The sequence below is a fragment of the Amycolatopsis sp. NPDC049252 genome (assembly GCF_043197175.1).
Taxonomy (GTDB): Bacteria; Actinomycetota; Actinomycetes; order Mycobacteriales; family Pseudonocardiaceae; genus Amycolatopsis.
Window position 1 is genome coordinate 38,649 of record NZ_JBICSQ010000017.1, and the last position, 22,750, is coordinate 61,398.

Here is a 22,750-nt window from a genome sequence, read left to right on the forward strand (position 1 = left end):
GGAAGTTACCGCGGCGTGGCCGCGTTGAAGACCGGCTTCGGGACCGAGACCTGGTTGAGCCCCCAGCGGGACATGATCCCGACGTACGTGCCGTCCTCGAAGAGCTCTTCGAACACCTGCTGCAGCACCGGGCCCAGCTTCGAGGACTTGGGGACGTACAACGCCAGGTCGTCCTTGGCCGCTCCCTGCGCTTCGGTCTGGGTGACGTACTTGATGCCGCCCTGCTTCTGCGTCACGTCGATCGCCGCGGCCTCCGTCATGCCCGCGGCGTCCGCGCGGCCCGAGCGGGTGGCCAGCAGCGTGGCGTCGGTGTCGTCGAGGCCGACGGTCTGCGTGGCCTGGTGCCTGCTCTGCGTGCAGAAGCGGGACAGCTTGTCCAGCTGCTCCTCCACGACGCTGGCGGTCACCACCGCGATGCGCTTGCCGCAGAGGTCTTCGACCCGCGAGATCCCGGCCGTCGAATCGGCGGGGAACACGTAGGCCGTGCGGGTGGTCATCCAGGTGATCGTGTCGAACTGCTTCTCGCGCTCGGCGGTGGCCTTGACCGGGCCGTTGAACGCGTCGTACCGGTTGCTCAGCATGCCCTGCAGCGCGGCCGGCAGCCCGGTGACGATCACGGTCTGCGTCCGGACGCCGAGCACCTGCCCGATCGCGGCCTGGAAGTCGGCGTCGATCCCGGTGACGGTCCCGTCCGAGGCGACCGTGCGGTAGGGCGGGTGGGAGTCACCGGCGAACCGGATCACCCCGGCGTCCTTGATCGCCTGGGGCAGCGCGTCGTGCAGGGACGGCACCACCGCGAGGTTCGTCGCGGTCGCCAGGCCCGGCGAACTGCCTCCCACCGTGCACCCGGTGGTGGCCAGCCCGAGGGCGACGACGGCGAGGATCGTTCTTCGGCTTCTTCGGCTTCGTCGGCGAAGGGGTGATCGCATAGGACGGCTTCCTTGGCTGTGATCGGCTGTCGAACTTGCCTCCGGGGGCGAGACCCGGGACACAATAGGTTGCTGACGCGGCGGCGATCGTTGCATAATCTGTCGCCTTGTTCAACCCCACCCCCTCCCCTCTCGATGACATCTGCGAAGTGGTCTGGGCCTGGCGGTTCACTTCTAGCGTGACTACGCGCTACTTGCCTGACGATCGTGCGCGGAACTGCATCAGACGAGGTCGTCGAGCCACGCGGTCATCCGCGCGGTCAGGTCGTCGCCCGTGCGGGCGTCGACGTTGTCGGCGGGCAGTTCCAGCACCGGGATGCCCGCCGCGCGCAGGGCGCGGGTGGTGAAGTAGCTGCCGCGCGCGTCGTCGGAGACGAGGTGGACCACGCCGTCGACGCCGTGGTGCCGCGCTTCCTTGACGTACCACTCCGCCGACCACGGCGGGGTGTAGAGCTGGTCGCTGAACGCGGCGAAGCGGGCGGCGAGGGCACGCAGCGGGTCGTCGCCGTAGCGCAGGTAGCCGTCCGCCGCGATGGCGAGGTACATGGACCAGACGAAGACCGCGCCGTGCGAGCGCTGGAACCGCTGGTAGAACTCGAGGTCGAACCAGAGCCCGCGGCCGACCCACATCAGCCGCAGCCGCTCGTCCGGGCCCGCCGCGACACCGGCGTCGATCCGGTCGCGCACCTCGTCGTGGAACGCGCGCGCCGCGTCGCGCGCCCATTCGGTGCCGCGGTGCCACTGCGGCACCATGACGCTCGGGATGCCGTCGGTGACGGCGATCGGGCACGGCCGGGCGGCGGCGATCAGGTCGCGGGTGCGGCGGTTCCACTCCTGCTGCTCGTTGACCAGCGCCAGCACCTCGCGGAACCGGGTTGCGGAGAACACCCGGCCGGTCGTCTGCTCGAGGAACCGGATCAGCCCGGTCAGCTCGCCGGTCAGCAGGTCGAGCCGGTCGCTGCCGATCGCCTCCTCCCAGCGGTGCGGCATCAGCTCCCACCACCGCTCGGGCACGGCGTTCTCCGCCGCGCTCTCCAGCGGGTAGTACGTGACACCGGGCTGGGCGTCCCAGACGTCGAAGATCTTGCGGGAGGCGTCGCCGGTGGTCTCACCGAGCACGATCGACGGCGTCGGCAGCCCGCCCCACGGTGCCTGGCCGGGATCGTCCTCGAACGCCGACGCCAGCGAGGTGGCGCTGTACTGCTCGATGTAGTCGGGGTAGCCGCGTTCGCGCAGCAGGCCGAGGTAGCGCTGGGTCTGGCGTTTCGCCGCGACGATCGAGGCCCACCACTGGTTGACGACGTACGGGATCCCCATGGTGCGGAAGATCTCCTGGGGCGCGTCCGCGTTGACCAGCGCCAAGGGGCCTCCGGCGTCGCGCACCCCGGCGAACCACTCGCGCTGGTAGGCGGTCGCGGTGGTCGCCGAGGCCAGCCGGGCGGTCATGCCACCACTCCCGCCGGGAGCAGCGCCGCCAGCGCCTCGGGAGTCAGCTCGCCGTACGGCTGACGTTCCGCCAGGACCGCCCGCAACCCCGTCGCGGCCCGCTGCTCCGGGAAGTCCCACGGCGGCGCGTCGTCGTGCACCCGGGCGTACGAGAGCAGGACTTCCGCGCCGCAGGCCCGGGCGGCCGCGGCGGTGTGCGCCGCGCGCTGCCGGATGGACGCGCGCGGCGCGGACGGGCCGTTGTACTGGTAACGCTCGGCCAGCGCGAGTTCCGTCGGCGCCGCGCACGTCCGGGCGAAGAGCAGCTCCCCCCAGTCGTGGTCCTCCCCCGCGACCAGGAAACCGTTGCGCTCCAACGTTTCGTACACCGCCGGGTCGTCGTGGGAGCTGCCGGTGAGGAACAGCCGCACCCCGCCGGCCTCGGACGGGTCGGCGGTCACGCCGTCGGCGAGCGCGGTGGCCGCCGTGACCGGCAGCCGGGTGGTCGCGGCGACGACCTCGAGAAACCGGGTGCCACTCACCCGGTTCGCCCGGCGCAGGCCGGCGACCCGGGTGAGCGACCGCCGCAGGGTGTCGTGGGCGGTGATGGCCGCGGCGAGGTCGTCGTCGGAGATGGGCCGCCAGCGGCCGAGCCACTCGCGCAGCTGGGCGATCTTCGCGTGGACGTACCGGGTGGTCGTGTGGTGCGGCAGGTGCAGGACGTCCACCAGCCGCACCGGCGGCAGCCGCAGCTCCGGCTCGACCCGGTGCAGCTCCCGCAGGGCGTAGAACAGGCGCAGCGACGCTTCGCAGTCGCGGGAGACGACGATGGCCTCGAGCGGCCCGTAACCGCCGGCGAGGATCCGCGTCAGGATCGACCGGGCGACCGGGTCGACGCCGCGGCCGAGGTAGCCGTCGCCCAGCGTGCTGTCCTCCCCCGGCTTCCCGGCCAGCCGCAGCGGCCGCAGCCCCGCCGCGGTGATCAGCTCGACCGGGACGTCGGCGCCGACGTACCCCACCGTCGGCGCGCTCAAATCACGGCCTCCGCGGCCAGCTCCGCCAGCTGCTCTTCGGTGTACCCGAGCAGCTCGCGGTAGACGTGCTCGTTGTGCTCCCCCAGCCCCGGCGCCGGCCGCTCCAGCGAGACCCGGGAGGCGGAGAACCGGATCGGCACGCCGGTCCCGGCCAGGTCGGCCACCGCGCCGTGGCGCGGGTGCCGCAGCGGCACGACTTCCTCGCGCGCCAGGACCAAGGGGTCACGGACGGCGTCGCGCGGCTCGCGGACCTCCGCCGCGGGAACACCTTCGGCGGTGAACGCGGCGAGGATCTCGGCCAGCGGCCGCACACGGCACCACTCGCGGATGAGGTCGTGCAGCTCGTCGGCGGCCCGGACCCGCTGGTCACGGGTGCGGTAGCGGTCGTCCTCGGCCAGCTCCGGGCGGCCGATCGCGCGGAGGACGCCGTGGGCGAAGGCGTCCGTAGGTGCGCAGAGGGCGAGGTAGCCGTCCGCCGCCGGCAGGATCCCGAACGGCGCCAGCCGCGGCACCATCGACCCGGTGCGCTGCGGCAGGCCGACCGCGTCGAAGGCGTCGAACGGCTCACACGCGACCAGCGAGGTGAGCGCGCCGAGCATCGACACGTCCACCCGCTGGCCCTCACCGGTGTGCTCGGCCTGCAGCAACGCGGACACCGTGCCGACCACGGCGAACAGCGGCGCCAGCAGGTCGCCGATCGGCAGGCCGAACCGGACCGGGCCCTCGTCGGGTTCCCCGGCGGTCATCATCACCCCGCTCAGCGCCTGGATGATCGAGTCCATCGCCTTGCCCGAGCCCGGGCCGCCCTGGGCGCCGAACCCGCTGATCGAGGTGTAGACGAGCCGCGGGTTGATCTCCCGGACCTGCTCGTAGGAGATGCCGAGCCGGTCGGTGACGCCCGGGCTGTAGTTCTCGACCAGCACGTCGGCGTCGCGGACGAGGTCGGTGAACACCGCGCGGGAGCGCGGGTTCTTCAGGTCGAGGGTGACGCTGAGCTTGTTGCGGCCGCGCAGCAGCATCGACACCGACAGGTCGTCCTCGTGCTTGCGGGCGAGGTTCAGCCCGTCACGGCCGACGTAGGGCGCGTTGTTGCGCGACGAATCCCCGCCCGTGGCCGGGTTTTCGACCTTGATCACGGTGGCCCCGAGCCCGGCGAGCAGCAGCGTCGCGTACGGCCCGGCGAGCGCGGTGGTCAGGTCGATGACGGTGCGGCCGGCCAGCGGCTGGTCGGTCATGAAGAGATCCCTTCCGAGAGATCGACGAGCACTTCGGTGCCGCGGGTGGTGAACCGGCCGTTGAGGCGGGCCCCGCGGGTGATGTCCTCGACGTACTTCGCCACGGCCTCGCCTTCCGGGGTGCCGCCGACCGGCACCGGACGGCCGTGGTCGTCGATCCAGCACGGGACGAAGCCGGCTTCGCGCAGCCCGGTTTCGTCGAAGCGGCAAAAGGCGATGGCGGTGTTGCGGCTTTCGGGGTGGAACGGGAAGAACGGCATGTCCGGGTCGGGCGCGAAGCCGTAGAGCTTCGTCCGGCGTTCGGCCCAGGCCCGCAGTTCGTCCGCGCCGACCCCGGCGCCCGGGGTCAGGGCGTGGGTGACGGTGGCGAAGTTGCCGAGCCCGTGGAAGATCGGCCGTCCTCTGTGGACCTCGATGCCGCGCATGATGTGCGGGTGGTGGGAGAACACGGCGTCGGCGCCGGCGTCGATCGCCGCGCGGGCGACCGGGCTTTCGTACATCGCGACGACCGTCGGCGTGTGCCCGACGCCCTTGTGCAGCGCGACGAGCACGACGTCGGCCTCGGCGCGCAGGCTGCGCACGTCCTCGGCCATCGCCTCGATGCTGTCCGGGTCGGCGAAGGTGTAGATCTTGGGCGGGCCGCCCGGGCTCGCGTGGTCGAGCTCGTAATGGGTGAGGACGTGCACGTAGGCGCAGCCGGGCTTGCGGGACGTCGCCCAGGAGTCGCGTGGGCCGACGCAGTTGTAGGACAGCACGCCGATGCGCCGGCCGCCGCGGTCGACGATCGCCGGACGCCGGGCCTGCGCGAGGTCCGGTCCGGCGCCGGCCGTCACCATCCCCGCCGCACGGGAGTAGGCGATGGTGTCGGCCAGTCCCCCGTCACCGGCGTCGCAGACGTGGTTGCCCGCCAGGGTGACCACCGCGAAGCCCGCGCCGGCCACCGCTTTCAGCGCCTCGGGGTCCGCCGGGGGCGCGGGAACGTCGGTGCTGCGCTGGACGGCCGTGGTCGAATGCGGCACCTCGACGTGCCCGATCGCCAGGTCCATCCCGCGCAGCACCGGCGCGGCCGGGGCGAGGAAGAACTCCGGGTCCGGCTCGTCCAGGATGAGGTCGCCGACGGCGCCGACAGTGATCACGAAACACCCTCCTTTTCGGACAGATGGCGGGACAGGAAGGCACGCAGCCGGTCGGTCCGCGGGTGGGTGAACAGCTCGCCCGGCGGGCCCTCCTCGACGATCCGGCCCGCCTCCATGAACACGCACCGGTCGGCCACCTCGCGGGCGAAGGCCATCTCGTGGGTGACCACGACCATCGTGGTGCCCGCCGCCGCGAGGGTCCGTAGCACGGCCAGGACCTCGTCGACCAGCTCCGGGTCGAGGGCGCTGGTCGGTTCGTCGAACAGCATGATCCGCGGCCGGACCAGCACGGCCCGGGCGATGGCGACCCGCTGCTGCTGCCCGCCCGAGAGCTGCCGCGGGTAGTGGTCCTCACGGCCGGCCAGGCCGATGCGCTCGAGCAGGTCCCGCGCCTCTTGCTCCACAGTGGACCGATCGCGGCCGTGGACGCGGATCGCCGCGTCGGTCACGTTGCGCAGCACGGTGAACTGCGGGAACAGGTTGAACTGCTGGAAGACCATGCTCATCCGGCGGCGCTGGGCCGCGATCCGCCGCTCGGTCAGCGCCCGCAGCCCGCCCGGGGTGCGCCGGTGGCCCAGCAGTTCGCCGTCGAGGTACATCGCCCCGCCGTCGATCGGCTCGAGCTGGTGGGCGCAGCGGACGAGCGTCGACTTGCCCGAGCCCGACGGCCCGATCACCACGACCGTCTCGCCCTCGTGCACGTCGAGGCTGACGCCCGCGAGCGCGGTCACCGGGCCGAAGTCCTTGCGGACGTCGCTGATCCGCAGCACGGGCGCGGTCATCGGGGCCTCCGGAGGACGACGGGGAGGTGACCGCGGGAGAACCGGCGCTCCAGCCGGCGCTGCAGCGCGGTCAGGACGGTGACCACGACCAGGTACCAGAAGCAGGCGACCAGCAGCATCGGCACGATCTCGTAGGTGCGGTTGTAGATCACCTGCACCGCGTGCAGCAGGTCCGACATCGCGATGACCGACACCAGCGCGGTGCCCTTGAGCACGTTGATGAACTGGCTGCCCGCGGGCGGGATGATCACGCGCATCGCCTGCGGCAGCACGATCCGCAGCAGCGTCTGCCCCGGTGGGTAGCCCATCGCGCGAGCGGCGTCGCGCTGGCCGGGGTCGACCGACGACACCCCGGCGCGGAAGATCTCCGCCAGGTAGGCCGATTCGACCAGCGACAGCCCGATGACCGCGGCGGTCAAGGGCGTGATGACCGTGTTGGCGTCCCACGTCCCGAAGACCGGGCCGAACGGGATGCCGAGGGACAGTTTCGGCAGCAGGTAAGCGAGGTTGAACCAGAAGATCAGCTGCACCAGCGGCGGAATCCCGCGGAACAGGCCAACCCACAGCGTGGCCACCCACCGGGCGGGCCCGAACCCGCTCAGCTGCATGGCCGCGACCACCCCGCCGACGAGCGACCCGAGGACCATCGCCGCGACGGCGAGCACGACGGTCGTGCCCAGGCCCGCCACGACGCTCTTCTCGAAGAGGTACTTCACCACGACGTCCCACTGGAACCGGGGGTTGCCGACCAGGAAGACGACCAGCTGCGCGAGCAGCACCAGAAGCACGAGCACGAACAGCCAGCGCAGGGGACGGAAGCGGCCGCGCGCCGACGCGACGTCGTCGCGGGCGGCCGACGTCTCCTCCACAGTGGACACCGCGGTCATTTCGCGGACGCCGCGTCGAACAGCGGCTGCGGGACCGTGACGTCGGCGAGGCCCCACTTCTGCATGATCCGCGTGTAGGTGCCGTCGCGGAACAGCTCCTCGAAGGCCTTCTGCAGCACCGGGCCGAGCTTGCCGGCCTTCGGGGTGTAGAGCGCGAGGTTGTCCTTCGTGGCGCCCTGCTCCTCGGTCTGCGTCACGTACTCGTACTGCCCCTTCTGCTGGCTGGTGACGTCGATCGCGGCGGCCTGGGTCATCCCGGCGGCGTCGGCCCGGCCGGACTTGGCGGCCAGCAGGGTGGCGTTCGTGTCGTCGAGCCCGACCACCTGCGCGGCCGGCCGCCCCTGCTTCTCGCAGAAGGCGGACAGCTTGGCGAGCTGGTCCTCCACGACGCTGGCGGTGACCACCGCGACGCGCTTGCCGCACAGGTCGGCGGCCTGCTTGATGCCGGCGGCGGAGCCCTCGGGGATCACGTAGGCGGTGCGCGTGGTCATCCAGGTGACGGTGTCGAACTGCTTCTCGCGTTCGGCGGTGGCCTTGACGGGCCCGTTGAAGGCTTCGTAGCGGCCGCTGAGCATGCCCTGCAGCGCGGCCGGGAGGCCGCTGACGATGGTGGTTTCCGTGCGCACGCCCAGGAGCTGGCCGAGCGCCTCCTGGAAGTCGTGGTCGATGCCGGTGACCGTCTTGCCGTCCGGCCCGACGGTGCGGTAAGGCGGGTGCGAGTCCCCGGCGAACCGGAGGACGCCGGAGTCCTTGACCGCCTGGGGCAGCTGGTCGTGCAGCGCCTGGTCGGCGGTCAGGGCGGCGGCCGTGGGCGCCGTGGCCGCGCCGTCGTCGACCGTGCACCCGGCCAGGACGAGCCCGGCGGCGGCCACGGCGAGCGAGCTTCGACGCCTTCGACGCCATTGACGAAGTGAGGAACCCATGTCGTTTTTCTTCCTGAGGAAGGCCGCCCGACCGGGCGGCGCGGGAACCCGAGGGATCGATTGGTTGCTATCTGGGCGCCGATCGTCGCATGATGTGTCGCGTGATTCAACCCCTCGGTGCGCCCACCCGGACGGCACTGTCACCATGGACATCCGCGGCGGGCGACCCCCGCCGGACGTCGGACCGATTCCCGGGAGAGGCAGGCGCGCGATGACAGCGACGTCCTCGGGGCCGCTGCCCCGCTCCCAGCAGGGAGCCGAACCGCAGCTGCTCCTGACGTCCCTGCTCGGCGACTTCTGGTACTGGCGCGACGAACACGTCCCCTCGGCCGCCCTGGTGGCGTTGCTGGGCGAGTTCGACATCAGCCCGGCGAGCGCGCGGGCCGCGATCCGCCGGCTCGCCGCCCGCGGCCTGCTCACCGTGTCGCGAAGCGGGCGGACGACGGCGTACGGGATTCCCGCGCGCACGTCCGAGGTGATCATCGAGCGCACGCACCGGATGCTGACCTTCGGCGCGACCGCCCCCGGCTGGGACGGGCAGTGGACCGTGGTCACGTTTTCGGTGCCCGAACAGGACCGCGGGCTGCGCACGGCCCTGCGTTCCCGGCTGCGGGTCCTGCGGTTCGCGGCCCTCTACGACGGCGTGTGGGTCAGCCCGCACGACCTGACCGGACCGGCGCTCACCGCGCTGCGCGAACTCGACCTCCGCAGCGCGACGGTCTTCCGCGCCACCGAGGTCCCCGGCGACGCCTGCAGCCCGGTCGCGGCGTTCGACCTCGAGCCCCTCGCCCGGGAGTACGAGCAGTTCGTCGAGCGCTACGAAGAGGTGCTCACCGGCCTGGAGGCCGGCCTGATCAGCCCGGCGCAGGCGCTGCGCACCCGCACCGAACTGCGTGTGGACTGGCGCCGGTTCCCGGAGACCGACCCGGACCTGCCCGCCGAGTTGTTGCCGGCCGACTGGGCTCGCGACCGCGCGCAGAAGGTGTTCGTGCAGATCTACGACCGCCTGGGCCCGCTCGCCGAGCTCCGGTTCCGGCAGGTGCTGGCCGCCACGGATCCCGCGCTGGCCGAGTTCGCCACCCACCACGACTCACTGAAGGTGGCCGCCCTGTTCGCCGCCCTGGGCGACCGCCACCCGGCCGGCGACACGCCGTTCGAGCAGGCCGCCGAGGCCCGCCGTCTGGACGAGGCCAGCCGGCAGTGACACTTTCCCGGCCGGACGCACGAAAAGTTGCCGCCCGCCGTGCTCCGGCGCACGAGCCGGAACTCGTGGCGTAGCCGCGACAAACGCTCCGCGCCGAGGTGCCCCGGCGTCCCGGGTGAGGACCCGCGGCGGAGCTAATCCGCCACGGCCGGCGGAGGCAGCACCACGCGGAAGAGGCGCCTGATCCGGGCGAGGTCGACCTCGGCCGCCAGGCGGGTGTCCTCCGGGAGCTCGTCCACGGAAGCGTCGATCCCGAACAACAGGCGTGGCAGCGTCGGGTGGACGACGAGGCCGATCAGCTCGTCCGCCACCAGTTCGGCCTCGCCGGCCGTGAGCCCCAGCGCGGTGACCAGGTGGGACGCGAGAGCGCCGGCCGTGGTCCCGAAGAGGACCTCGTAGAGGCCCGCGGCCAGGTCCGGCAGCCGGTCGGCCTCGGCGATGCCGAGCCGGACCATCCTGGCGACCGAAGACCACCGCAGCAGCTGGACGAAACGCCCGCAGTACCGCACGACCGCTTCCGCCGGCTGCTCGGAGTACTCGGCGGGCGTGCGCATCCGCTCCCCGAACAGGACGCGGGTCCGCTCGACGACCGCGAGGAACAACGCGTCCTTCGTCGGGAAGTGCGCATAGAGGGAACGCTTGGACGTCTCCGCGCGCGCCGCGATCGCGTCCATGGAGGTCCGTTCGAAGCCGCCCTCCAGGAACGCGAGCTTCGCCGCGTCGAGGATGTGCTCACGCAGCGCTTCCCCGCGTCGGGCCATGGCGCTCCCCTTAAAGTTTACGGTACAGTGTAGTTTACTTCTGCTTCCTCTTGTTCGGAGCCATCATCCATGATCGTCATCACCGCCCCCACCGGGCAGATCGGCAGCAAGCTCGTCCCCGCGCTGCTCCGGCGGAGCGAGCCGGTCCGCCTCGTCGTCCGGGACCCCGGCCGGCTGCCCGCCGAGGTGCGGGACCGGGCCGAGGTCGTCGTCGGGTCGCACCGCGAGCCCGACGTCCTGGACCGTGCCCTCGACGGCGCGGACGCGCTGTTCTGGCTCATGCCGGCGGCCGCGACCGCGAGCAGTCCCTACGAGGCGTACGTGACCGCGTCGATCCCGGGCGCCGACGCGGTCGTGCGCCACGCGGTGCCGCGCGTCGTGATCGTCTCCGCGCTCGGGCACGGATCGCGGATCTACGCCGGCCACATCTCCGCGTCGCACGCGATGGAGGACCTCTTCCGCAGCACCGGCACGCACGTGCGCGCGCTGGCGCTGCCCACCTTCATGGACAACATCCTGCGGCAGGTGGCCACGATCCGGAACGGCGTCGTCTCGGGCACCCTCCCGGCCGATTTCACGATGCCCTGGATCGCGACGAAGGACATCGCGGCCCTCGCCGCCGGCCACCTCGCCGACCACACCTGGACCGGCCAGGACCCGGTCGAAGTCCTCGGTGGCGAGGACCTTTCGTACCGGGACATCGCCGAAATCCTGACCGACGTCCTCGGCACCCCGGTCCGCTACCAGGCCGGCGACCGCACCGCGGTCGAACGGTTCCTCGTCAGCCGCGGTTTCTCCGAAGCGATGGCCCGATCCGTGACGGCCATGGACATCGCCGGTGAGCGGGGCATCAACCACGCCACGCCGCGCACCGCCGGAAACACCACGGCCACCACCTTCCGCGAGTTCGCCGAAGAAGCCGTCAAGCCGGCGATCGGCCGGGAATGACCGAGCTCCCGGCCCTGTCGACGGATTGTCGACGGGAGTGTCGACCATGAGAAAGCACATGCTGATCGGTGCGGCGGTGAACACGAACACCGCCGTGGCCGCGCAGAGCCCCTCGCCCACCCAGCCCGGCGACCGCAACGTCCGCCGGACACCGGCGGCGATCTCTTCGGCGTTCGTGTTGAGCCCCGGTTGTTCCGGTACCACCTTGCCGATCGACTGCACGATCACCGAACCGGTCGTGAACCAGCCCCAGACGACCTACCAGTTCTCCTTCCTGCCCGGTGACCACGTCACCGTGAACGCGGGCGGGTGCGTGCAGACCGGCGGCCACGGCTCGACCTGGAAACGCTACGTCGACCCGGCCGCGGACAACGACCTCTACCACGGCCTGATCACCGTGCCCGGAGCGACCGCCGGCCTCGCGCGGCTGCAGAACGTGGTCGGCCGGCCCATGGTGGTCGGCGGCCGGGGCGGCAGCCTGATCCTCGGCTACCAGGACGACAACTACTCCGACAACGGCTACCACGACCACGACAACGGCACCGGCAACCAGTGCCTGAACTCCGTGAACGCGTTCGTGCACATCGTCATCAGCTGAGCGACCCCCGAAGCCCGGTCAGGCAGCTGTCCGGCATTCGTTGACCACCGCGCTCCGCACTCCGTAGGTTCGACGCGGAACGAGGAGGTCCGGCATGAGCCACCTGGTGCGATTCGCCGACGGGACCGGCACGGTCCGGGTCGGCCTGCTCGCCGACGAGCAGCTGCGGCCGCTCGCGGTGGCGTCGATGAGCGATCTGCTGCGCCGCCCCGTGGCGGAGATCCGCGAGCTGGCCGAGGCCGCCGGGGAGCCCGTGCCCGCGGCCGGGACACGCCTGCTGCCGCCGCTGGACGGGCGCATGGAGGTGTGGGCCGCCGGGGTGACCTACCGGCGATCCGAGGAGGCCCGTCGCGAGGAGAGCGCCGACGAGGACGTCTACGCGCGGGTGTACCGCGCGCAGCGGCCGGAGTTGTTCTTCAAGTCGCCCGCTTGGCGCGTGGTCACCGACGGTGAGCCGATCGCGATCCGCACCGACTCCGCCAACAACGTGCCGGAGCCAGAACTCGGCCTGCTGCTGACCCGGACCGGGGAGATCGCCGGGTACGTCGTCGTCGACGACGTCAGCTCCCGCAGCATCGAAGGCGAAAACCCGCTGTACCTCCCGCAGGCCAAGATCTACACCGGCTCGTGCGCGGTGTCGGCGCGGGTGCGGCCCGCGTGGGAGGTGCCGGACCCCCTGTCGCTCGAGATCCGCATGCGCGTCCGGCGCGACGGGCACGAGGTGTTCGCCGGCGACGCCAGTACCGCGCAGCTCAACCGCGAACCGGCCGGACTGGTCGAGTACCTGTGGCGGGACAACGACTTCCCCGACGGCGCCGTGCTCTCCACGGGCACGTCCGTCGTGCCGGGGCTCGATCAGGAGCTGCGGCCGGGAGACCTGGTCGAGATCGAGATCGACGAGGTCGGATCCCTGCACTCCCCCGTGGTGCTGGGCGCGGACGAGGTGCGCCGGGTGCTCGCGGCCCGCTGAGGGCGTTGCCGGCTCACGAAACCATCTTCCTCACCCTCGACGCCGCACTCGGTGGTGCCACACGAAAAGGGCGGCGGTGGCGCCCGCGCCGAGCAGGATCAGCAGGCCGCCGTACACGATCGGCCCGGTGTGCTTGTCGCCTTCGTCGAATTCGGCTCGCCGTCCGTCCGGCCACACCCGGATCTCAACCCGGTATCCCGGGGCGATCCTCTTGTCGTTGTACTCGAAGGTTCCCGTGGTGGTCAGCCCGTCGGGTCCGGTGTACTCGACGTCCGCGGTCCGGTGCTCCCCGGCCTCGGTCGCGACGACCCGCCCCGGGACGAGGCCGGCCGACCGGTTCACGTCCGCGAGCATGGACGCGCCGGTCCACAGCACCGCCACCCCCCCATCAGCACCACCAGCGGGAGCCACAGCAGGGCCGGTTCGGGCAGCCAGGACCTCGATGACGTCATGCCACCAGCACGCCCGGGCGGCCGCCGTGGTTGCCCGGCGAGCCGGAAGCCTGCGCTCGCCGTCGGCCCTGCTGCCCGGCCGCGCCCGCGCCGGCCGGGGCGGGGATGGCGCTGTCGACCAAGACAGCGGCGACGGCACCGCACCAGCGGGTACCCGGGGCTCAGCCGCGCCCGTGCTCGCCGGCGTCGATGCCGTGTGGTTCGAAACCGTCGCCGCCGAACCCGTGCACCGCGGCGACGATCACCGCGGCCGTGATCAGGAGTCCGATGAGGACGGTGAGCGCGAGCAACCGCCGGCGGCGGCCGGGGGCCGGTTCGGGAGCACGGCCGAGCAGGACCGCGAGATCGGCGGCCAGGGTCCGGCCGGCCGCGGCCAGGATCGGCCGCCGGCCGTCCGGCTCGTTCCGCTCCGGGCCGGGCAGGTCCGCCGTCACGTCGGCGAGTTCGTGGCGGAAGCGGGCGGCCTCGATCCGGGCCAGCCGCTCCTCCACTTCGTCCATCGTCAGACGGCCTTCGCCGGCCGCGGTGCAGAGGCGGGCCCGGACCTGCTCACGTTCCGCATCCGAGCACCGGATCCCCTCGGCCGCCGGGGCGTCGGCGGGAAGGGTCGCGCCGAGCACACTCTCGCTCATGTTCTTCTCTTTCGCGTCGGTGAAATCCCTTTCCAGCGAGGTTAGCCGCGGAATCCGGCCCCGATCGCGGTCCAACGTTAAGGTTCGATGAGAGTTGGCCGGCCGCCCCCGGACCTCGACTACAGTCACGGTGTGTCATCGAGCTGAGCGAAGGGACGCGAGGGTGCACCTGGTGATCGTCGACGACGAAGCTGCCGTGCAGGACTCGCTGTCCCGGACGCTCCGGTTCGAGGGCTACACCGTCTCCGTCGCCGGCGACGGCGTGGCCGGGCTCGAGCTGATCCGCGCCGAGGCGCCCGACGGCGTCCTGCTCGACGTCACCATGCCGCTGCTCGGCGGCCTCGAAACCTGCCGGGTGCTGCGGGCCGAGGGCAACCCGGTGCCGATCCTCATGCTGACCGCCCGCACCGCGGTGACCGACCGGGTCGCCGGCCTCGACGCCGGCGCCGACGACTACCTGGCCAAGCCGTTCGCGCTGCAGGAGCTGCTCGCCCGCGTGCGTGCCCTCCTGCGCCGCACCGAGTACAACACCCCGACGGCCTCGGTCCCTTCATCGACGGCGTTGCGGTTCACGGACGTGACCCTGGACCCGGCGACGCGCGAGGTGTTCCGCGGCGAGCGGCCGGTGCACCTGACCCGGACCGAGTTCGCGATGCTCGAGACCTTCCTGCGGCACCCGCGGATCGTGCTGACCCGCACCGCGATGTTCGAGCACGTCTGGGGCTACGACTTCGGCACCGCCTCCAACGGGCTCGACGTCTACGTCAGCTACCTGCGGCGCAAGCTCGAAGCCGAGGGCGAGCCCCGGCTGCTGCACACGGTGCGCGGTGTCGGCTACGTACTGCGCGAAGAGCCACTGTGAAAGAGCAACTGTGAAACGGATCCGCTGGAAGACGCTCTCGCTGCGGGCGCGGCTCGGGGTGCTCGTCGCGGCTGCGGTGGCGATCGCCGTCGTGCTGGTGTCGGCGATCTCCTGGAGCATCACGCGGGCGGATCTCTACGACCAGTTCGACGCCCGGTTGCAGTCCTACGCCCAGCTCGCCGCGAAGACGTCGTCGCCGGCCGAAGCGCTCGAGACGCTGACCTCCACGGACAACCACGGCCCGGACTCCGGCCACGGCGGCGGCCTGACCGTGCAGTTCCTGTCCGCCACGGGCGAGATCACCGGCACGGCGGGCGCGAAGCCCGTCATCCCGGTGCTGCCGCCCGACGCACCCGTCGCGGCGGGGGAACTCGACCGCACCTCCGACGTCCGCCGCATCGAAGGCGACCGCTTCCGGGTTTGGACGGCCCAGCGCGCCGGCGGCGGCGCGGTCCAGGTCGCCCAGGACTCCGAAGACGTCGAGCACACGTTGGCACGACTGGGGATCTGGCTGCTGGTGGTGTCCGTGGCCGGGGTGCTCGGGGCGACGCTGGTGGGCCGGGCGATCGCGCGGTCGGCGCTGCGGCCGGTCGACGACCTGACCGCGGCGGCCGAGAACGTCGCCCGGACCCAGGAGCTCTCGGCGGCCATCGACGTCACCGCGTCCGGCGAGATCGGCCGGCTCTCGACCGCGTTCAACGCGATGCTCGGGGCGTTGAGCCGCTCGCGCGACGAACAGCGGCGGCTGGTGGAGGACGCCGGCCACGAGCTGCGCACGCCGTTGACGAGCCTGCGCAACAACATCGAGCTGCTCATCCACGCCGAAGCGAACCCGCAGCGGCAGTTGCCGGCCGAGGACCGCTCCCGGCTGCTGGCCGACCTCGACACCCAGGCCGTCGAGCTGAGCGCGCTGATCGGCGAGCTGATCGAGCTGTCCACCGGGGAACGGCCGAGCGAGGCGGAGGAACGCGTGGCGCTGGCCGACGTCGTCGGCTCGGCGGTCGAACGCGCCCGGTCGCGGTGGCCGGCGGTGTCCTTCGAGGCCGAGCTGGCCGGCGCCGACGTGCTCGCCCGCCCGGCCGCGCTCGAACGCGCCGTGCTGAACGTGCTCGACAACGCCGCGAAGTGGTCGCCGTCCGGCGGGACGGTCCGGGTGACGATGTCGGTGACGTCGCTCGCGGTGCGGGTCCGCGTCGACGACGAAGGCCCGGGGATCGCCGAAGCCGACCTGCCGCACGTGTTCGAGCGGTTCTACCGGGCCGACGCCGCCCGCGCCCTGCCCGGCTCCGGGCTGGGGCTGGCCATCGTCGAGCAGGTGCTGGTCCAGCACGGCGGACGCGCCGAGGCCGCGCACGCCGACGGCGGCGGCGCCCGGTTCGACCTGGTGCTCCCTCTCACCGCTTCTTAAGGAAACCGCGCGCGATCTTCATCGAACTCTCATGCGCGCCCAGCAGCTTTGAGGTGTGACTCCACGGTCCACGCTCTCACCCTCGCCGCTGGCGACGCTGACCTTGGTCGCGGCCCTCGCCGCCCAGGTGATCATCGCCGGGCTGACCCTCGGGTTCGCCGGCCACGTGAACCCGTTGCGCGACCCGGTCAGCGACTACGCCTGGCACCGCGGCGGGCGGGTGCTGTTCACGGTGGCCGTCGTGCTGCTGCTCGTGGCCGCGGGAACGCTGGCCGCCGCCGCCCACCTCGCCGAGCTGCCCCGGACGCCGCTGGCCAGCACGCTGTTCGCGCTGTGGACGGCCGGGCTGGTCGTGGTCCTCCTGTTTCGCAGCAACGTCAGCGCGACGGACCCGACCGCGTCCGGCGAGATCCACCGCCTCGGCGGGGCGGTGCTGTTCACCAGCCTCCCGCTGGCGGCGCTGGCCCTGAGCGCACGGCTGCGAACCGACCCGCGCTGGCGGCCCGCCGCGTCGTCGCTCCGGCGTGGCGCGGCGGCGGGAGTCGTGACGGCGGCGGCGTTCGGCGCGGCCCAGCTGGTCGGCTGGCTCCCGGCGGGGCTGCTGGAACGGTGCGCGCTGCTGGCGGAGTTCGTGATCGTCGCGACGGTGGCGACCGCCCTGCGGCGGGCCGTCCGATGACCACTCCGGCCCCGCAGCAGCAGACGGCAACAACCCTGCCGGCCGAGTCCGCCATCGCGGCAACCCCGGCCACGGCGCTGCGCAGGACCGCCCGATGACCGCCCTCGCCGTCGTCTGCGCGCTCCTCGCCGCGATCCTGTTCGCGGCCGCCGCCACCCGGCAGCACGACGAGGTCGGTGGCTTGGCCGGCGACGACCGAGCGCCCAAAGTGCGTACGCTGGCCCGGCTGCTGCGGTCCCCCGGCTGGTGGGCCGGCACCGCGCTGGCCGCCGGTGGGAGTCTGCTGCACGTCGTCGCGCTTTCGCTTGCTCCGCTGGCCGTTGTGCAGCCGCTCGGGGTTTTCAGTCTTGTCCTCACCGTCGTCTTCAGCCGTCGCGCCCGCAATCGCCGGGTGCTCGCCGCCGTGGTGCTCGTCCTGGCCGGCGTGGCCGGTTTCGTGGCGCTCGCGGCGTCCGCCACCACGGGCACGGTGATCGGCTGGGCCACGGCCGAGTCGGTCGCGGTGGCCGGGTTCGCGATGGCCACGGTCGTCTGGTTCGCGCGGGCGAGCTGCGCCGTGCTGGCCGGCGCCGCGGCCGTCCTTTTCGGACTCGGCTCGGCCGTCGTGCACGCCGCCGTCGCCCAGCCGCCCGCCGTTGCCGTGCTGCTCGGCGCTCAGGCGCTGCTCGTGCTGGCCGCCGGCGGCGTGGTCCTGCACCGTGCCTACGCCGCCGGGCCCGCCGCCGTCGTCGTCGGGACCACGACCGTGCTCGATCCGCTGACCGCCGTCGCCGTCTCGGCGCTGGCCTTCGGTGAGGCCCCGCGCCTGACGGCCGCCGTCGCGGTCCCGGCGGCCGTCGCGGCCCTCCTCGCTCTCGCCGGCGTGCGCGTGCTCGCCGGTGCCCTTCCGCACCACCCGCCACCAGCCAAGGAGATCCCCGTGCCCTCGTCCGGCCTGCGCGTCCTGATCGGCGCCGACACCTTCCCGCCCAACATCAACGGCGCGTCGTTCTTCGCCGAACGGTTCGCCCGCGGGCTCGCGCGCCGGGGGCTCGAGGTCCACGTCGTCTGCCCGTCCGCCGACGGCCCCGCGCGCACCGAGCAGCGCGACGGCTACACCGTCCACCGGATCCGGTCCCGGGCCATCCCCTTCCACGGCGACTACCGGTTCTGCACCCCGGGCGGCGCCCGGCAGGCCGTCGGCCCGCTCCTGGACCGGCTGCGCCCCGACGTCGTGCACGTCCAGGCCCACTTCGGCGTCGGCCGCGCCCTCCTCGAAGCGGCCGCCGGCCGCGGGCTCCCCGGGATGGCCACCAACCACTTCATGCCGGACAACCTCCTCGGCTACACGCCGTTCCCCCGCCGGGTGAAGGAGGCGATCACCCGCTGGGCGTGGCGGGACCTGGTGCGCGTCTACCGTGACGCGCGGATGGTGACCACACCGACCCCGCGCGCCGCCGAGGTCCTCGCCGGCATCGGGCTGGACCGGCCGGTCCAGGTTGTCTCCTGCGGGATCGACCTCGGCCACTACACCGCGGGCGGCCGCCACTCCGACGGGCCGATGTCGGTGCTGTTCGTCGGGCGCCTGGACGCGGAGAAGAACGTCGACCAGCTGCTGCGCGCCCTCGCTCCGCTGCCGCACGTGCGCGCGGACCTCGTCGGCGACGGCACCCGCCGCCGGGACCTCGAAACCCTCGCCGCCGAGCTGGGCGTCGCGGACCGCGTGACGTTCCACGGCTTCGTCTCCGACGCCGAGCTCGTCCGCCGGTACGCCGCGGCCGACGTCTTCTGCATGCCCGGCACGGCCGAACTGCAGAGCCTCGCCACTATGGAGGCGATGGCCGCCGGGCTGCCCGTCGTCGCCGCCGACGCGCTCGCCCTGCCGCACCTGGTCCACCACGGCGAGAACGGCTACCTGTTCGAACCCGGCGCGATCACGACGATCTCCCGCTGGCTCGCCGATCTGGCCGCCGACCCCGCGGCCCGCACGCGGATGGGCGAGGCGTCCCGGGCCATCGTCGCCGGCCACGACCTCGACGGCGCCCTGGACGCTTTCGAGAGCCAGTACCGGATCCTGCTCGGCCTGCCCGAGCCGGCTGCCACGTCCGAGGTGAACGAGCCGGCGGTGGCGCAGACCGCCTGAAGCCGGGTCAGCTGATGCGGTCGATCACCGGCACCAGCCGGTGCAGCAGGGCGACGAGCTGCCGGCGTTCCGCGGGCGAAAACGCGCTGAACGCTTCCGCCTGCCGGGCACGCCGGCCGGCCAGCAGCCGCGCCAGCCGCTCGTGTCCGTCCGGGGTCAGGGTCACGAGGACCTTGCGCTCGTCGTCGGGTGACCGCCGGCGGGCCACCACGCCAGCGGTTTCCAGCTGCTGAAGCATCCGGGTGGCCGTGGGGATGGACACGTCGGCGGCCGCGGCGAGCCGGCCGACCGGGAGCTCCGGCTCGTTCGCCAGCGGCTCGAGCATCGTGACCTGCGGCAGCGACAAGCCGGCGTCCCGGTCCGCGCCCGCCGACCGGGCCTTGCGCATGGCGAAGAACACGGCGTCGGCCGCCTGCACCAGCTCGTCGACCTCGGCGGCGTTCGGTGACTTGTTCCCGGTCGTCATGCGAGCTAGCCTAGCAAAGCAATAGTTAGCAACCTAGCTATTAGGAGGCTAGACATCATGAGCGACCGCATCGACGTCCACCAGCACCTGCTCCCGTCGCGCTACCAGGAGGCGCTGGCGAACAGCGGCCAGACCGCGGGCGGGTGGCCGATGCCCTCGTGGCGCCCCGGGGCCGCGATCGCGATGATGGACGAAGCGGGGATCACCACCGGGGTGCTGTCCATCAGCGCGCCGGGCGTGCACTTCGGCGACGACGCCGCGGCCCGGGACCTGGCGCGCGAGGTCAACGACTTCCAGGCGGAGCTCGTCAAGGACACTCCCGGCCGCTTCGGGCACTTCGCCGTGCTTCCCCTGCCGGACTTCGACGGCGCGGTCGCCGAGGCCGTGCGCGCCCTGGACGAACTGCACGCCGACGGCGTCGTCCTGCTGTCCAACGCCCACGGCCACTACCTGGGTCACCCGGCGTACGAGCCACTGTGGACGGAGCTGGCCGCCCGCGACGCCGTGGTGTTCGTGCACCCGGCCGAACCGCCGATCGCCCGCCTCGACGGCCTGCCCAGCCCGCTGCTGGACTTCCCGTTCGACACCACGCGCACGGCGCTCGACCTGGTGGCCCACGGCGTGTTCGACCGGCATCCGCGGCTGCGGATCATCCTGTCGCACGCCGGCGGTTTCCTGCCCTTCGCCGCACATCGCTTCACCGGCGCGGCGATGTTCAACCCCGGCACCACCCCGGACGGCATCCTGGCCGGGCTGCGGAAGTTCTACTTCGACACGGCACTGTCCGCCACACCGACCGCGCTCCCGTCGCTGTTCGCCTTCGCGGAACCCGGCCACGTCCTCTACGGCAGCGATTTCCCGTTCGCGCCGGCGGACTGGCGAGCGGAGTTCGACCGGTGCCTCACCACCTACGACGGCCCCGGCGCCGAGCGCTTCCCCGACGTCGACCGCACGGCGGCGGAGGCGCTGTTCCCCCGGCTCCGGCACGGGTGAGCCACCGGGATAACTGGGTATCCGTCGTGCGCGGCCGCGCCGGCCTCGCACGAAAGGAGATGAGCGTGTTCGAAGGCTTCACGCACGAAACCGTCGACGTCGGCCCGGTGCGGTTGCGGGTACGGCACGGCGGATCAGGCACCCCGGTCGTCCTGGTCCACGGCCATCCCCGGACGCACACCACTTGGCACCGCGTCGCGCCGCAACTGGCGGACGACCACTTCGTCGTCTGCCCCGACCTGCGCGGCTACGGATGTTCCACCCTGCCGCCGGACGAACCCGGGCACGCACAGTCGTCCAAGCGCGCGATGGCCGGCGACATCGTGGCCCTCATGCGGCACCTCGGCCACGAGCGGTTCTCGATCGTGGGCCACGACCGCGGCGCGCTCGTCGCCTTCCGCGCCGCGATGGACCACCCCGGCGTCGTCGACCGGCTCGTGGTGATGGACGGACTGCCCATCACCGAACACCTCGAACGGCTCAACGAGGACTTCGTCCGCACGTGGTGGCACTGGTGGTTCCTCGCCCAGACCGACAAACCCGCCGAACGCGTCATCACCGCCGACCCCGACGCCTGGTACCGCACCCCCGGACCGCAGGAGATCGGCGAAGCCAACCACGCCGACATCTGGGCGGCACTGCACGATCCCGCCGTCGTGCACGGGATGTGCGAGGACTACCGCGCCGGACTGGGAATCGACCGCGCCCACGAGGAAGCCGACCGTGCGGCCGGCCGTCAGGTGCAGTGCCCGACACTGCTGCTCGCCGCGACCGACGACGACATCGACATCCACGGCGACCCGCTCGCCATCTGGCGGCCCTGGGTCGCCGGGGAACTGCGTGGCGCAGACGTCCATTCCGGACACCACCAGGCCGAGCAGGCTCCCGGCGAAGTCGCCCGGGCCATCGGCGAATTCCTGCCCGCGACGTGACCGGGAATTCGGCTCCGGCAGCGACACAGCCGCGGCGACCCCGGAACAACGCGATTTCGTGGGCGAACGCGCACCACAACCACTCGTGTGGGTGATACAAGACCCGCACTTTCGGGTACACCTTTTACTGTTTCCGCCTTTTGCCGCTTTCCCTGTCTACCGTTCACCTGATCGTTGTTTTCCGGCCCAGACTCCCGCCGGCTCAGGCTGGAATCTCGGTGGAGGAAAACCCCATGAACGGCGAATCCCGTAGCACGCGTTCGACGCGGAACCGGCGCCGCAGAGGCGCGGTCGTGGTCCTGTGCGCAGCCGTGTCGATGCTCGGTGCCGGCCTGGTATCCGGGGTGCCGCAGGCTGGTGCCGCCGAAGCGCCCGTCGGGCTCGGCACCGCGGGGGCCTATTCGGTGCTGGGCGGGCAGACGGTGACCAATACGGGTCCCAGCACGCTGGACAAGGACCTCGGCGTCTTTCCCGGTACCGCGATCACCGGTTTTCCGCCAGGTACGGCGGCCGGAGCCACGCACGCGGGTGACGCCGCGGCCGGCCGGGCCCAGTCCGACCTCGTCGTCGCCTACGACGACGCCGCCGGCCGCGCGCCGACCGCGAACGTCGCGGGTGATCTCGTCGGCCGGACCCTGACCGGTGGCGTCTACAAGTCGAGCGGCCCGCTCGCGATCAGCGGGACCCTGACCCTGGACGGCCGGGGCGACTCCAGCACCGTCTGGATCTTCCAGGTCGCCGCCACCTTGATCACGGCGTCGGCGAGCAGCGTGAACCTGGTCAACGGGGCCCAGGCGTGCCACGTGTTCTGGCAGGTCGGCAGTTCGGCGACGCTGGGGACGCACTCGCGCTTCGTCGGCACGATCATGGCCTTGACCTCGATCACGGCGACCACCGGAACCGTCGTCGCCGGACGCGCGCTGGCCCGCAACGGCCAGGTTTCCCTCGACGACAACACGTTCACCACGCCCGCCTGCGACACGGCTCCCACCACAACACCGACCACGACGACACCGACCACGACGCCGGCCACATCGGACACCGGCACGAACACCAGCACGGGAACCGCGACCGACACGGCCTCGTCCACCGGCACGGGAACCGCGACGGACACGGCGTCGTCCACCGGCAACGAGAGCACGACCGGCCCGGCGGGAGGGGGCGTGGGCACGACGTGGTCCGGCACCGACCGCACGAGCGGGGAGCACGCCGGCACGCCCACCGGTCCGTCCGAGCTCGCCGGGACCGGAGCCAGCCCGCTGCTGGGTCCGCTGGTCGGGCTGGGAGCGTTGCTCTTCATCCTCGGCGGGCTGCTGCTCGCGGTCGCCCGTCGCCTCCGCCGGGCACGGCGGTAACCGGCTCCTGGTAAGGC

The 22,750-nt window shown here is 72.4% G+C and carries 23 protein-coding genes; 11 read left to right on the forward strand and 12 right to left on the reverse strand.

Going from position 1 to position 22,750, the window contains the following annotated elements; translation table 11 throughout:
• Positions 1 to 5: 5 nt before the first annotated feature.
• The 8 genes from ACGFMK_RS20665 to ACGFMK_RS20700 all read right to left on the reverse strand — a co-directional run bounded on the left by ACGFMK_RS20665 (position 6) and on the right by ACGFMK_RS20700 (position 8,300).
• The gene (locus ACGFMK_RS20665) at positions 6 to 839 is read right to left on the reverse strand and encodes a transporter substrate-binding domain-containing protein (RefSeq protein WP_392765346.1); all 834 of its coding nucleotides are present in this window, start codon (positions 837 to 839) and stop codon (positions 6 to 8) included.
• Positions 840 to 1,151: 312 nt separating this feature from the next.
• On the reverse strand, positions 1,152 to 2,375 hold the full coding sequence (locus tag ACGFMK_RS20670; RefSeq protein WP_392765349.1) for a 2-hydroxyacyl-CoA dehydratase: 1,224 nt from the start codon (positions 2,373 to 2,375) through the stop codon (positions 1,152 to 1,154).
• Complete coding sequence (locus ACGFMK_RS20675) at positions 2,372 to 3,388, reverse strand: 2-hydroxyacyl-CoA dehydratase (RefSeq protein WP_392765352.1); 1,017 nt, start codon at positions 3,386 to 3,388, stop codon at positions 2,372 to 2,374. The genes ACGFMK_RS20670 and ACGFMK_RS20675 overlap by 4 nt, the downstream gene beginning before the upstream one ends.
• Positions 3,385 to 4,623: a CaiB/BaiF CoA transferase family protein gene (locus ACGFMK_RS20680; RefSeq protein WP_392765354.1), complete on the reverse strand. Its 1,239-nt coding sequence runs from the start codon at positions 4,621 to 4,623 to the stop codon at positions 3,385 to 3,387. Before ACGFMK_RS20680 ends, ACGFMK_RS20675 begins: the two co-directional genes overlap by 4 nt.
• On the reverse strand, positions 4,620 to 5,759 hold the full coding sequence (locus tag ACGFMK_RS20685) for a CapA family protein (RefSeq protein WP_392765357.1): 1,140 nt from the start codon (positions 5,757 to 5,759) through the stop codon (positions 4,620 to 4,622). Before ACGFMK_RS20685 ends, ACGFMK_RS20680 begins: the two co-directional genes overlap by 4 nt.
• A complete protein-coding gene (locus tag ACGFMK_RS20690; protein WP_392765359.1) occupies positions 5,756 to 6,541 on the reverse strand; it encodes an amino acid ABC transporter ATP-binding protein in 786 nt (261 codons plus the stop codon). The genes ACGFMK_RS20685 and ACGFMK_RS20690 overlap by 4 nt, the downstream gene beginning before the upstream one ends.
• Complete coding sequence (locus ACGFMK_RS20695) at positions 6,538 to 7,428, reverse strand: amino acid ABC transporter permease (protein WP_392765361.1); 891 nt, start codon at positions 7,426 to 7,428, stop codon at positions 6,538 to 6,540. The genes ACGFMK_RS20690 and ACGFMK_RS20695 overlap by 4 nt, the downstream gene beginning before the upstream one ends.
• Positions 7,425 to 8,300 carry a transporter substrate-binding domain-containing protein gene (locus ACGFMK_RS20700; protein ID WP_392765364.1) on the reverse strand — a complete coding sequence of 292 codons (876 nt, stop codon included), beginning with the start codon at positions 8,298 to 8,300 and terminating at the stop codon, positions 7,425 to 7,427. The genes ACGFMK_RS20695 and ACGFMK_RS20700 overlap by 4 nt, the downstream gene beginning before the upstream one ends.
• Positions 8,301 to 8,562: 262 nt before the next feature.
• Here ACGFMK_RS20700 and ACGFMK_RS20705 point away from each other — a divergent pair, with 262 nt between their 5' ends.
• Entirely contained in the window at positions 8,563 to 9,555 is a 993-nt protein-coding gene (locus tag ACGFMK_RS20705; protein ID WP_392765366.1) for a PaaX family transcriptional regulator C-terminal domain-containing protein, read from the forward strand.
• Between the two features lie 134 nt (positions 9,556 to 9,689).
• On the opposite strand, the gene ACGFMK_RS20710 is transcribed toward ACGFMK_RS20705, so the two are convergent.
• Entirely contained in the window at positions 9,690 to 10,316 is a 627-nt protein-coding gene (locus ACGFMK_RS20710) for a TetR/AcrR family transcriptional regulator (RefSeq protein WP_392765369.1), read from the reverse strand.
• A gap of 69 nt (positions 10,317 to 10,385) precedes the next feature.
• Between ACGFMK_RS20710 and ACGFMK_RS20715 the strand changes: the two genes are divergently transcribed.
• The 3 genes from ACGFMK_RS20715 to ACGFMK_RS20725 all read left to right on the forward strand — a co-directional run bounded on the left by ACGFMK_RS20715 (position 10,386) and on the right by ACGFMK_RS20725 (position 12,832).
• A complete protein-coding gene (locus ACGFMK_RS20715; RefSeq protein ID WP_392765372.1) occupies positions 10,386 to 11,264 on the forward strand; it encodes an NAD(P)H-binding protein in 879 nt (292 codons plus the stop codon).
• A gap of 46 nt (positions 11,265 to 11,310) precedes the next feature.
• Positions 11,311 to 11,862: a hypothetical protein gene (locus tag ACGFMK_RS20720; RefSeq protein WP_392765376.1), complete on the forward strand. Its 552-nt coding sequence runs from the start codon at positions 11,311 to 11,313 to the stop codon at positions 11,860 to 11,862.
• Positions 11,863 to 11,956: 94 nt separating this feature from the next.
• Positions 11,957 to 12,832 carry a fumarylacetoacetate hydrolase family protein gene (locus tag ACGFMK_RS20725; protein WP_392765379.1) on the forward strand — a complete coding sequence of 292 codons (876 nt, stop codon included), beginning with the start codon at positions 11,957 to 11,959 and terminating at the stop codon, positions 12,830 to 12,832.
• Positions 12,833 to 12,862: 30 nt separating this feature from the next.
• Here ACGFMK_RS20725 and ACGFMK_RS20730 read toward each other — a convergent pair whose 3' ends face one another.
• Positions 12,863 to 13,213: a hypothetical protein gene (locus tag ACGFMK_RS20730; RefSeq protein WP_392765382.1), complete on the reverse strand. Its 351-nt coding sequence runs from the start codon at positions 13,211 to 13,213 to the stop codon at positions 12,863 to 12,865.
• 232 nt (positions 13,214 to 13,445) lie between these two features.
• A complete protein-coding gene (locus ACGFMK_RS20735) occupies positions 13,446 to 13,916 on the reverse strand; it encodes a DUF1707 domain-containing protein (RefSeq protein WP_392765384.1) in 471 nt (156 codons plus the stop codon).
• Positions 13,917 to 14,079: 163 nt separating this feature from the next.
• On the opposite strand from ACGFMK_RS20735, the gene ACGFMK_RS20740 reads away from it, so the two are divergent.
• The 4 genes from ACGFMK_RS20740 to ACGFMK_RS20755 all read left to right on the forward strand — a co-directional run bounded on the left by ACGFMK_RS20740 (position 14,080) and on the right by ACGFMK_RS20755 (position 18,987).
• Positions 14,080 to 14,778, forward strand: a complete 699-nt coding sequence (locus ACGFMK_RS20740) for a response regulator transcription factor (protein ID WP_392765387.1) — start codon at positions 14,080 to 14,082, stop codon at positions 14,776 to 14,778.
• A gap of 10 nt (positions 14,779 to 14,788) precedes the next feature.
• On the forward strand, positions 14,789 to 16,186 hold the full coding sequence (locus tag ACGFMK_RS20745) for a sensor histidine kinase (protein ID WP_392765390.1): 1,398 nt from the start codon (positions 14,789 to 14,791) through the stop codon (positions 16,184 to 16,186).
• A 55-nt stretch (positions 16,187 to 16,241) separates the two neighbouring features.
• Positions 16,242 to 16,865, forward strand: a complete 624-nt coding sequence (locus ACGFMK_RS20750; protein ID WP_392765392.1) for a DUF998 domain-containing protein — start codon at positions 16,242 to 16,244, stop codon at positions 16,863 to 16,865.
• A gap of 94 nt (positions 16,866 to 16,959) precedes the next feature.
• On the forward strand, positions 16,960 to 18,987 hold the full coding sequence (locus ACGFMK_RS20755) for a glycosyltransferase (protein WP_392765395.1): 2,028 nt from the start codon (positions 16,960 to 16,962) through the stop codon (positions 18,985 to 18,987).
• 7 nt (positions 18,988 to 18,994) lie between these two features.
• Here the strand turns inward: ACGFMK_RS20755 and ACGFMK_RS20760 are convergent, their stop codons facing one another.
• Positions 18,995 to 19,453 (reverse strand): MarR family winged helix-turn-helix transcriptional regulator, encoded by a 459-nt coding sequence (locus tag ACGFMK_RS20760; protein WP_392765397.1) that lies wholly within the window; start codon positions 19,451 to 19,453, stop codon positions 18,995 to 18,997.
• Positions 19,454 to 19,510: 57 nt separating this feature from the next.
• Here ACGFMK_RS20760 and ACGFMK_RS20765 point away from each other — a divergent pair, with 57 nt between their 5' ends.
• The 3 genes from ACGFMK_RS20765 to ACGFMK_RS20775 all read left to right on the forward strand — a co-directional run bounded on the left by ACGFMK_RS20765 (position 19,511) and on the right by ACGFMK_RS20775 (position 22,733).
• On the forward strand, positions 19,511 to 20,446 hold the full coding sequence (locus tag ACGFMK_RS20765; protein WP_392765399.1) for an amidohydrolase family protein: 936 nt from the start codon (positions 19,511 to 19,513) through the stop codon (positions 20,444 to 20,446).
• A gap of 59 nt (positions 20,447 to 20,505) precedes the next feature.
• The gene (locus tag ACGFMK_RS20770; RefSeq protein WP_392765401.1) at positions 20,506 to 21,378 is read left to right on the forward strand and encodes an alpha/beta fold hydrolase; all 873 of its coding nucleotides are present in this window, start codon (positions 20,506 to 20,508) and stop codon (positions 21,376 to 21,378) included.
• Positions 21,379 to 21,695: 317 nt separating this feature from the next.
• Entirely contained in the window at positions 21,696 to 22,733 is a 1,038-nt protein-coding gene (locus tag ACGFMK_RS20775; RefSeq protein WP_392765547.1) for an ice-binding family protein, read from the forward strand.
• The last annotated feature ends 17 nt before the right edge of the window (positions 22,734 to 22,750 follow it).